The following is an 11507-nucleotide window of genomic DNA, read 5'->3' as shown; positions in this document are numbered from 1 at the left end:
GCGTCAGTGAGTCTGCGTCGATGCCGTCGCTGGACGCCGGCCAGGGCACATGCGGCCAGTTGCTGCCGATGAACAGCGCCAGCGGCCGTTTGTCGGTGCGCTCTTTCAGCCATTTGATCGCGTTATAGACTGCGCTATCGTCGTGATAGGTATAGTTGGCGGCATGGTCGAAGCCATAGGACAAGGTCTGCTCGTAATGCGCGACCTTGCCGAACGATACCACCTGATAGCCTTGCGCCTGAAGGTAGGACGGCAGCTTGCGGATCGCTGCATTCGCGCGGTCGTGGTTCGCCTCCGCCCCATTGCGCGCCGGCATCAGCCCGGTCAGCAGCGCCGCCCGGCTTGGCGCGCAGGCAGGCGAGGCCACGAACGCCTGGTCAAATGACAGCGATTCGCTGCTGAGCCTGGCCAGGTTGGGCGACCGGGCGTTGCGATCCCCGGTCGGAGAGATGTCAAGATAGCCCAGATCGTCGGCAAGGAAGACGACGATGTTCGGCCGGGCGGTGGCAAGCGGCGTCTCGGGCGCCGCCTGCCGTGCGAGCGCGGGCGCGCCGGTGAGGACAAGCGCCGCCGCGATCAGCGACCGACGCCCGATCAACCGGCCGTGCTTCACTGTTCGCGACCTGAGTTCATTCCGCCCGCCCATCAGAAGAGCGCCCGAATGCCGACGGTGTAGATCGTGTCGTCATAGCGGATGTCGCGTGTAAAGCCGGTGGGGTCGAAATAGCTGCGATATTTGTTACGCAGGATGTTGCTGCCGCCGACATCGAGGCGGATCGCGTCGTTCAACTCATAGCCGATGCTGAAGTCGAGCCGCCCGGCAGGCCGCACATAATTCAGGTTGATCGGCGATGGGCCGGCAAGCTCGGCGTCGGTGATCGGGCGAACCAGGTTGAGGCCCGTGGTATCCTGGTCGAAGTATCGTGAGCGATAGGTATAGACCACGCGCCCCGACAGCCCGTATTTGTCATAGAGCATGCCAGCATTGAAATTATACTTGCTGACGCCCTGCAAAGGGAAACCGGCCAATACATCGTCGCCGCCCACTTCGCTGTCGACATAGGTGAAGTTGCCGAACAGGCCAAAGCCGGACAGCGCGCCAGGCAGGAAATCCAGGAAGGTCTGGCCGCTGACCTCGACCCCCTTCAGTTCCGCTTCACCCACATTGCGCGGGCGGCTGATGTTGTAGCCGATACCGTCGATGAACTCGAGCGAGGGAGAGGTGATGACGCGATCGACTATGTTGCGGTAAAAGCCCGCCACCGCGACGAAGCCGCTGCCCCAGTAATATTCCAGCGTCGCATCGTAACTGTCCGAACGCTGCGGGCGCAGATCCGGATTGCCCGCCGATCCCGAATTCTGGACGTTGGGATTGGTCGCGATCACATAACTAAGGCCCGGATTGAGCGCCCCGAAGCCGGGACGGCGGATTGTCTGCGAATAAGTGAGCCGCGCCTGAAGGCCGCCGCCGAACTGCAACCGGGCGCTGGCGTTTGGCAGCACGTCGATGTCGGACGTGCTCTCGCGCACCGGCGTCACCACGCCGCTGACGACTCCGGCGCCGGCGATCGTCCGGTCGGTCAGCGTCGGCCGGACGCCGATCGTGCCGTCCAGTTCCAAGGGGCCCCCGAGTATCGCCTTGTAGTTGACCTGAACATAGCCCGCGAACGTCCGCTCCTGCGCGTCGAAACGGCGTTCGGGCGCATAGGCCGGATCGCCCGACGGCAGACCGTAAATCGCGCGCAGGAAATCACGGCCGGCTTCCGAACGCAGGAAGTCGGGGTTTGGTGCGAGGCGGCTCGCGCCGTCGTTAAGCCCCGGAATGCCCGGAACGGAGACGAGAAAATCGTCCGGGAGTCCAAGACCGTCGACCGGCGTCACGCTGTCGCCACCGGGCGCGCCGCGGTTCACCAGCGCCTGATCGAAGCGCGCCGTGCGGTCGGCGAAACGGCCGCCCAGTTGCAGTTTGTCGATCAGGCCGCCGACATCGAATTCGGCATCCAGGCGCGCCTGAAACAGCGACCCGGTCGACCGGTTGAAATTCTGGTTTAAGCCATTTCGCAGCAGAAACCCGTTCGGATCGTTCAGCGGGTTGCCGACGAACGAATAACGCGCAGCATTGTCGATGTTGCTCTCGACCAGCACTTCGGGCAACCGCTTGCCGATATCGACGATCACGGTCTCACCGGTGAAGGTCGAATCCTGATAGGCAACGTCGAACTTGACCTTGCCGGGTCCCCGTTCGAACACGAAGCCGCCGCCGATCAGATAGTTGTCAGTCTGTTGCCGCCGCGCCTGCGTGCTGACGAACGAGGTCGAATTGCGATAGGTCGCGCTCTCGATCTCGCACAGATCCTGCACCGTAAAGGCGCCGCTGGCGATTTCCTGCGGCGTGGGGTTGAACCCCTGCCCGTTAACGCGCGCCTGGAAGCAATTGTCGCCCGCGACGATGTCCGAAATGGTCGTCCCACCGCTGAACAACTGGGTTTCGACGAAGCTGGACTGCTGTTCGGAGCGATAGCCGGCGAACAGGCCGTCGACATAGATCTGCAGATCGGGGCTGGCCTGCCACTGGATCGAGGCGTTCGCCTGCGGTCGCTCGAACCAGCCATATTCGTTGAGACCACCCGCGACGTTCTGCGACGCAAAGCCCGGAACGTTGAACGGCGCGGCCGTGGTCGAGCGACGGACCGGCGCATAGAGATAGGGGCGGTTGAACTCGGTGCGGTTCCACGAGACGTTGAGCAGCACGCCGATCTCGCCGATGCCCGTGTCGAAGCGGTCGGTCGCAAGCAGTCCGAATTGCGGATTGAGCTTTTCGGCATTCAGCGCGTAATTACCGCGCGCCGTCGCGACGATCGTCGGCTCCTTGAAGTTGAACGGCTTGTTGAGCTGAAGATCGGTGATACCGGCAATGCCGCCTTCGATCAGGTTGGCGGTTGCCGACTTGACGACGTCGACGCGCGCCAGCGCTTCCGCCGGCAGATCTTGAAACGAAAAGGTGCGGTCGGTGGTCGAGAAGAACTCGCGCCCATCGAGCGTGGTCAGAATATCGCCAAGACCGCGAATAACAACGCCGGCGATCTCGTTATTGTTGCCGACCGTCACCTGAACGCCTGGCACGCGCTGCAACGCAGCCGCCGTCGTCGGGTCGGGGAATTTGCCGATATCCTCGGCGACGATCGAGTCGACGACCTGTGCTGATTCGCGCTTGATGTCGGCGGCGGCCTCAAGGCTGCGGCGGACGCTTCCGACCACTACGATATCGGGCGCGGACTGGTCCTGTATATCCGGGTTCGCCGCTGCGTTGGGTTGCGTCACGCTGTCCGGCGGCCCGACATTCGAAGACGCCTGCATTTGGGCCTGCGCCGATACCGGTAGCGAAAATAATGTCAGCGCGGTGCTGGCGCGCAGGATGTGCCGAGTTAAAGCCATGTCCCCTCCTCTGAATTATTGAATCACGAAAGCGGCCGACCTTCTTCGAGGCCGTCAGGGCGGTATAGCCCAACTCTCTAGCTATCGCAATAATCCGATAAATGTGCCGTGTTCCGGCTTGACGAGCGGACTTGCGTGACCGCGGGCACATCTCGGCTGGCCAACGATCATTATCGAACCTTGCAACAATCAGCGACAAATCCGCTGTTGCACACGGCTTTCAGGTCTGATTTGTCTTATCTATTCTGATGGGAGGTCGCATGTTGGAACGTCGAGCATTCATCAAGGTCGTGACTGTGGCGCTGGCCGGGTCGATGCTTGCGCCACTTGGCGCCTCAAAAGCTCAGACGCAGAATCTGAAAAATGCGCGCGCGCCTAATATCGTTGTTATTATGGTGGACGACATGGGCTTTTCAGACTTCGGCGCCTATGGCGGAGAGATCCCGACACCAAATATCGATGCGCTGGCGCGAAACGGTCTTCGCTTTACGCAATTCTATAACAGCGCAAGATGCAGCCCGACCCGCGCAGCATTGCTGACTGGACTTAATCCACATCAGGCGGGGATGGGATATCTGTCCGGCACGATCGAGCCGAATTCCAGGGGCACGTTCGGGCGACTTCACGAGCGCAGCGTCACCATGGCGCAGGTTCTAAAAGGCGCCGGCTATATGACCGCGATGACGGGCAAGTGGCATATGGGCAACCAATCGGGATCCACCCCCGCCACGCGGGGTTTCGACCGTTCGCTTTCAGCCGTGGCCGGGGGCATCTATTTCCCCAATCAACGTTTCCGCCAGCATGGAAGTCGCTTTCTGCTTCGTGACGGAAAGCGGATCGAACTTGATGATCCGGTCCTCGGTCGCAACTGGTATGGGACCGATCTGTGGACTGACTGGGGAATGCGCTACATCGACGAAGCGCAGCGACAACATAAGCCGTTCTTTCTTTATCTCGCCCATGTCGCTCCGCATTTTCCGATCATGGCGCCACAGGCGGATATTGACCGATTCGTCGGCAAATATCGCGATGGCTGGGCGAAACTGCGTGTCGCGCGATACAGGCGGCAACAGGAAACGGGCCTGATCGGACCCAATACCGGCCTCGGCCCCGTATCCGAATATCAAACCGAGTGGGACGCGCTGAGCGAGGAAGACAAGTCGCGCTTCGATTATATGATGGCGGTTTATGCCGCATCGATTTCGCGTGTCGACCAGTCCGTGGGACGGTTAGCCGCGCACCTCAAGTCAATCGATCAGTTCGACAACACGCTGATCCTCATCATGTCGGATAACGGCGGAAACGCTGAATCAGGCCCTCCTGGGCGCACTGGCGCCGCACCTTGGGGAGGTCCGACGAGCAACATATTTGTGGGCATGAATTGGGCTACGCTGCAAAACACGCCCTTTCGCGCCTATAAGCATTTCACCCACGAAGGTGGCATTGCCACCCCATTGATCGCGCACTGGCCGGCGGGGATTACCGGCAAACGCCAAGGCGCGCTCGAGCGAGCGCCGGGCCACATGATCGACATCATGCCAACGCTGATGGAGCTGACCGGTGCCCGCTACCCGGAGAAGCTTCAGGGGCACGATATCCTTCCATACGAAGGCGTCAGTCTGGCGCCGTTGTTCAGGGGGCGACCGGTAACCCGGTCCAAGCCGATGTTCTGGGCACATGAGGGAAATCGTGCGATTCGCGATGGTCGTTGGAAGGCAGTCAAGCGCCTTGGCTATCCATGGCAGTTGTTCGATATGGATACGGATCGGACGGAGCGAACGGACCTGTCTTCAGGTCAACCCGCTCGCCTGGCCAACATGGCCGCGACGTGGGAAGCATGGGCGGCGCGCACATATGTTGACGACTGGACCGACGACCAACGTCGCACCGACTGGGGCGGCAAGATCAGCGAAGCGGGGGCCGAAGGTGCACCACCCACGCGTCAGCAACGACGTCAACGCCGGCATTGAACAGGCCGTATTCGGCGACCGACGTTACTGCCGGCGCCGGCCGTGGCACCACGCCGCAATGCGTGCTGGACCTTTCGGCATCGGCGCCTACCCGACTTTCGCATCAGTTGGAGCCTCGTAAGCGGGATTACTGTGGGACGATCTTGAGTTGCCCGTCGCGGCGGCCGGTAAGCGGGATACGCAGTTCATAGGCGCCGGGATGCAGCATCACCATCGAGATCGTCCGGTCACCCCAGGTCGCACGGTATCGCTGGTCGGGCGCGAGCGTGACAAGAACGCTGATCGTTCCATCGGTGCGTGTTGAATCGATTGCCAACTCCGCCATCATGCCGCGATGCCCTGGCCGCTCGGAAAGCCGCTTTATCCAGACGTCATACCCTGTGCTTAGTCGGCCTGGCACGAAATACGCGTGAAACCAGTTGGCGATTGGCGACGACAGACCAGAGAACTGATGCCACCCCGTTCCCTGGCCGGTTGCAATTTCGAAATGCTCGGCCGAGACCCAACTTGCCTCCGCCTCATTCTGATATGCGGCCAGTGCGGTGCGCGCGATTTGCCATGCAAAGTCGCCCTGCCCTTGGTCCAGCATGGCTTTCCAGATGAACCATTGGTGCGGAAACCACACGGTTCCGTTCCAATAGCCGTCCGGCCTGTAATAGCTTGCTGACATATCGACCGCGGTGATGCCGACCGGGCTGAACAGCCGGTTCGGGTCTCGCAGGTTCGCGATAATGGCCGCCGTTTGTTGCGGTGTCGTGATCCCCGCGATCAGCGGCTGGACTCCGTCAAGCGTCTGGTTCCAGTTCTCGCCCGACCGGGTGCGTAGCAGTTCCTGTGCTCGCCCTTCTCCGTCGTGAAGCACATAGCCGAAATAGCCGGTCTTCGCATCCCAGGCGCTGGATTGTATTGCCGATGCAAGCCGCGCAATGTCGGCGTCGTATCCCGCAATGTCGTCGCGTTGCCCAAGCTCGATCGCAGCCATGCGGAGTGTCTTGGCGGCACGGATCGCATGTGCCGTGGTGACCATCGGCGCGACACGCGGCTCAAGCTTTGCGTCATGCACATGCACTTGCGGCGGAAGATCGTCCCAGCCACCGGAATTATAGAAATAATCCCAACTCTTGAGCAGCCCTGAGGGTAATGTCGCCATGGTCGAATGTGGCACCCGGCCCATCAGGAAAGCATAATATTTCCGGAGCCGCGGATACGCGTCCGACAACATTTTCCGGTCCCGCGTCAGGTTCCACAATTCCAGAAACTGGTGGTGCTGCACGGGCAGCGGCGTGCCATGATGAATAAAGGCCGATTGCGCGCCCGGCTGCGTCGTATAGGCGTGAAGCACGTCCGCGCTGAGTTTCGGCGCCACGTCCGCCAGTCCCAGGCCGATGAAACCCGAGTCCCAGGTATATAATGAATCCCACCATTTGCCGGGTGTAAAATGACGAATGAACTGGTCTTGCGTATAGACGGGATAGACCACGTTCATCAGCATGTTCGCCGCGATCAATTGACGCGCGAGGCCGAATTGCCGGCCCGCCGGCAGCGTTTCCGGGAGGCGCACCCGCGCGCGCGCCGCCGACCAGGTGCGCATCAACACGGCATCTTCGACCGGTTCTCCCAACTCGGCCTCCACTGCCTGCCGCGTCCCGGTCGTTACGACCGCCCAGATCGTCTTGCGGCCATTGACCGGCACCATGTTACCGCCGAGTAGCAGGTTGGCGTAATGACCGCGCCCGTCTCCCTTGGCGACTTTCAACGTCTTGCTGTGGCTGCGTCGCGCAAAGAAGAAGTCCAGCGTGCTATTCTGAAATTCGCGTATCGCTCCATCGCTACGAAACCACCGCAACCCGTAATATGCTGGAGACTGGCGGTATTTCAGGATGAGCGAGTTCGCATTCGGTCCTTGGGCCATCTGTGGTGTGAGGTCGTCATCCTCTGGAATGAAGCGCACTTCGCTCGCCTGATCCGCGTCGATCAGCACCAGTCCTTCGAGATCGACGTCGGCATCGGGCGTCAGTCGCACCGATGCCGAACCCGGCATGAGCGGCAGCAATCGTGTCGCACCACCCGGCGCCGCAGGCAGGGCGATGGCCTCGTCCCTGGCGCCCACAAGCACCAGCTTCAATGGCGCCTTGGCACGGTAGCGAAGCAACAAGGCGTTGCCGCCTCCATCAACCGGATAAGTTGCCGCGTCGCCCGCCGCCATCCGCAACGCACGCCCATCGACAAGCCCGTCGTCGCGCACTTCGCCGCGCAGCCAGCCATCATAGACCAGATTATCCTGCGGCGTCGGCACCGCGCGGCGGTGCTGGCGATAATGCACCCCCGATATCCACCGCGCACCCGTTGGAAGGCTGGCGCGCAAGATGCGTCGGGGCGTGAGAACGTTGCCGGGGCCGCGATTTGGCAACTGCATGGACGCCAGCATGTTCAGTGTCAGCGTTCGCGCCCGCGAGCCTTGGTTGACCAGATCGACGCGGACCAGTCGCGACCGGGCATCAAGCTCGGCAAAACTGATCTCGGCAAACAGCTTCTGCCCGTCCAGCTTCTGTCGATAGCTGTAGTAGGAAAGGTCAGGTGCCGCTTCCCAGGCGACGAATCCGGTATTCAGCGAGGCGTTGGGGACATCCGGCGTCGACGTCGTGTGCGGCCCCGCGAACACGGTGAGATCGAACCGCATCCCGGATGACAGATCGGCGACATGCGACAGGCCCAGATAGGCATTGGAATAAGGACCCCAGTCAGGCAGGTCGACGTCGTGACGATCGGCGGGCTGCCGTTCAGGCAAATCATCGACGCCGGCACGCCCCGCGCCGATACAGGGAGCGGCCGCCGTGGCGATCGCTGCCAGCAACGCCGCGCCATGCGAAACGAGCCTGTATCTAGTGCCCATGTCGATGTTCTCCGCTGTCATGACCTGGCGTGACGATATCCACAAGCTCAGCAACGATGGCCACCGCCCCTGCGCCGGAGCCACATCGGAAACCGGCAGGATTCCGTTGGAACCTTCGCCAAATCGGCGCGCGCCTAGAACGCGACCCGGATACCGGTCTGAAGGACGCGGCCCTCCACATCGACGCGGCGGATCACCCGCTCGTCACTCTCATATTCGATGCGTCGCGCGTCGGTGAGATTGAAGGCCTCGGCCGTAATCGATATGTTCGGCGTCAGCTTGAACGACAGCGACGCGTCGAGTTGCCCCCTTGGCCGAACCGAGCGGGCGGCGCCGGCGAATGTGCCGCCGTCGGCAAGATCATATTCACTTCGATAATTGTAGGCGAGGCGGATTCCGAAACGGTCGCTCTCGTAATAGCCGATCAGGTTCACCACGTGGTCCGACACACCGGGGAGGATCGCCTCGCCCTGGCCGGTCGTCGACTGGCCGGACACGTCGGTGAAGGAATAGTTCACCACCGTGCCGAAGTCGTCGAACGGCGCGGGAAGGAAGGTCAGGTCCTGCTGCACCGACGCCTCGATACCACGCACCGTGATCGGCTGGTTTGAGTTGGTGTTGCCGGTCGCGACGACGCGAACGGTCTGTCCCTGGAATTGAAGCCCCGTTTCGCAAACGTCGCCCACCAGCGTCAGCGGACCGAACCCGAAGCCGCCGCCATCGGCCGGGCAACGGCGCGCGGGGTCCTGCTCAGGCGCGATGAGGCCGTTCACGCGTTTGGTGAAGGCCGCGACCGAGATGACGTTTCCACGGCTGGGATAGAATTCCACCGACACGTCGAACGAATCCGCCTGATACGGGCGCAGGTCCGCATTGCCGAGCGTGACGTTATACGTGGCGCCACTGCCCGAAATCAGGTTGACTGGCGTGAGTTCACGCGGCTGCGGGCGCACGAACGTCTGATAATAAGCGCCGCGCAGGACCAGCCGCTCGCTGAGATCGGCCGACAGCAGAACCGACGGCAGCCAGTTTTCATAGTCGCGCTGGACGCGGGTGACCGACAACTGACGCGCGGCGTTATACTGATCGGCGACGACCGTGCTGTCGGTGCGCTCATAACGAAGTCCGGCAGCGCCCCGCACGCGAACGCCGAAAAGATCGCCGTCCAGGTTCAGCATACCGTAGCCAGAGATGATGTTTCTCGTGACATCGTAATTCTGCCCGCGCGCGCCGCCGTCGCCCAGATCATTCACATAGCCGTTGCTGGTCAGGCCGGCCCCCGCAGGCACGGTGATGGGCCGGATCGCCTGATCGATTGCGGCCGTCTGAAACGCGATCCAGTTGCGATCATAGCCGGACGCGATACCGTTCATGAAGCCGGGAGCGGGGTTGCCCGGCTGCACGAAACCAGGGCCGATGGCCGATGTGTTGATGCCCGTGAGTGTCAAACGGGTTTGTTCGGAGTTGAAGACGTTGTGTTCGAACCGAACGCCGGCTTGGAGCGAACGAAGCAGGCCCCACTCGATGGTGCGTTCCAAATCGCTTTGCGTGGCAAGGACTTCGTTTTCGACCACCGCTTGCGTGCCGAAACCCTGAAATGAAGTCGTGCTGCCCGGAATGGCAAGTGCGTTCGGGCCGGTTTGAACGTAGTTGCCCGCGACCAGCGACGGGAACGGGCTGGGCGTCGTTACCACCGAATAATCTTCGATGTCGCGACCCCCGGTATAAACGCTGGCGCCAAGGCCGTTCCCCCCGGCGCGGGTCTGCTCGGTCAGGCCGAATTGAATTCCCCCCAGGTTGGAAGAACCCCGCGTGTAGACGAACGTATTTACCGCGCGCCACATATCGTTCTTGAACGTCACGTCCCCGTTCAGCACGAACGTATCGTTGTCGATAGGGTCGTTGCGGCTGTTTACCTCGGTAATATAGTTCGTTGCCTCATACTGGTCTATATATGTCCGACCATTCGGCGCGGTAAACGTGTCACCCGTTGGGTCAATTACCGTCGCCGCATTCCGAAAGTCGAGCAGGAACAGGTTGAGCGACGCGCCGTCCAGATTTCGCCGGGTATACAGGCTATTGACGGCAAACGACAGCTCTTCTGTCATTTCGTATTCGATACCGCCAGACATGGAATAGCGATCACCCTCCGATGTTCTTGCGAACTGTCGGATCTGAGACGGGAAATACACGTCGCTTGTTCCGAAACGCGCGACATAGTTCGGTGTCGTGGTGCGTGAGAGGGGAGTATATTGATTGAAGGATACCGTATCACGACGAAAATTCTGGCGCGAATATGCGCCGACGAAATAGACGCCGAGCGAGTTGTCGAGGAACCGCTTCGCGATTGAAACGCCGCCGTTCGGCACGACGGCATCGGTAAGTTCTTCATAGGCGGCACCCAGCCGCACCGAATAGCCTTCGTCTCGCGTCAAAGCCCCTGCCAGCCGGAAGTCGACATTTCCACTGAGCCCGCCCGGCTGGTCCGCCGCGGATGGGGACTTGATGATCTGGATCGAGCTGAACACGTCAGACTCGTAGATGCCAAGCGGACTGGAGGAATCGATAAAGGGTTCGGCGAACGATTGGCCATTCAGCGTCTGGCGGGCGAACACGCTTGGCAAACCGCGCAGATTGATCGTGGCATCGCGACGCTCCGCCTCACGGTTGATCTGCACGCCGACGACGCGTTGAAGCGCCTCGCCCAGATTAAGGTCCGGGAAGCGCCCGACACCCTCAAGCGAGATGCCATCGGTGATGCCGATCGCGCTTCGCTTGGTCTCGACCGCATCGGCGTAACTTGCGCGGATGCCGCTGACGACGATATCCTCACCCGAGGAACCGTCCGGCGCCCCAGGCTGAACGGGCGCCTGTTCGGGCGGCGTCTGACCAGGGGGCGCGGGATCCTCTGCGGGCGGAGATGCTTGACCGGACGGCGGCGGCGGGGTTCCGGTTTGCACCCTGGGGGTTTCGGGCGTTTCCAGCGCGCCAGCATGTGCCAGTGCCGCTTGCGGCACAAGCGTTGTGGCCAGCAACCATATGCGAAGCTGCATCATTCCCCGTCCCCTGACACGCAGCTGTCGTTGCCCGACAATCCTGCCTGACAGCTTTATCGATATGAACGAAAAATATGTCAATAGCGTATTTGTATGTTAAATCGGCTTGCATGAGGCCGCTGATTTGGCATTAAATGACGCCCGACGACCTGC

General features: G+C 61.4%; 5 protein-coding genes. 1 reads left to right on the top strand and 4 read right to left on the bottom strand.

Features of this window, described 5'->3' with window-relative positions:
• Together VL973_RS08190 and VL973_RS08185 are read right to left on the bottom strand one after the other, a co-directional pair.
• Positions 1 to 598, bottom strand: a 598-nt coding sequence (locus VL973_RS08190; RefSeq protein ID WP_325283539.1) for a sulfatase family protein, incomplete at its 3' end; no start/stop codon positions are given.
• A 47-nt stretch (positions 599 to 645) separates the two neighbouring features.
• On the bottom strand, positions 646 to 3435 hold the full coding sequence (locus tag VL973_RS08185) for a TonB-dependent receptor (protein WP_325283538.1): 2790 nt from the start codon (positions 3433 to 3435) through the stop codon (positions 646 to 648).
• Positions 3436 to 3695: 260 nt separating this feature from the next.
• On the opposite strand from VL973_RS08185, the gene VL973_RS08180 reads away from it, so the two are divergent.
• Entirely contained in the window at positions 3696 to 5405 is a 1710-nt protein-coding gene (locus VL973_RS08180) for an arylsulfatase (protein ID WP_325283537.1), read from the top strand.
• Between the two features lie 127 nt (positions 5406 to 5532).
• Here the strand turns inward: VL973_RS08180 and VL973_RS08175 are convergent, their stop codons facing one another.
• Both VL973_RS08175 and VL973_RS08170 read right to left on the bottom strand, forming a co-directional pair.
• Entirely contained in the window at positions 5533 to 8319 is a 2787-nt protein-coding gene (locus VL973_RS08175; RefSeq protein WP_325283536.1) for an MGH1-like glycoside hydrolase domain-containing protein, read from the bottom strand.
• A 113-nt stretch (positions 8320 to 8432) separates the two neighbouring features.
• Complete coding sequence (locus VL973_RS08170) at positions 8433 to 11354, bottom strand: TonB-dependent receptor (RefSeq protein ID WP_325283535.1); 2922 nt, start codon at positions 11352 to 11354, stop codon at positions 8433 to 8435.
• Between the last annotated feature and the right edge of the window lie 153 nt (positions 11355 to 11507).

It is taken from the genome of Sphingomonas sp., assembly GCF_035490575.1.
In the GTDB taxonomy this organism is placed as follows: Bacteria; Pseudomonadota; Alphaproteobacteria; order Sphingomonadales; family Sphingomonadaceae; genus Sphingomonas.
The sequence above is the reverse complement of the archived record's forward strand: the minus strand, read 5'-3'. Positions and strand labels throughout refer to the sequence as shown.

Bases quoted from the DNA above. Each gene is read 5' to 3' on its own strand.
- VL973_RS08180 (WP_325283537.1), top strand. From the start codon at position 3,696: ATGTTGGAACGTCGAGCATTCATCAAGGTCGTGACTGTGGCGCTGGCC.
- VL973_RS08175 (WP_325283536.1), bottom strand. From the start codon at position 8,319: ATGACAGCGGAGAACATCGACATGGGCACTAGATACAGGCTCGTTTCG.
- VL973_RS08170 (WP_325283535.1), bottom strand. From the start codon at position 11,354: ATGATGCAGCTTCGCATATGGTTGCTGGCCACAACGCTTGTGCCGCAA.
- VL973_RS08185 (WP_325283538.1), bottom strand. From the start codon at position 3,435: ATGGCTTTAACTCGGCACATCCTGCGCGCCAGCACCGCGCTGACATTA.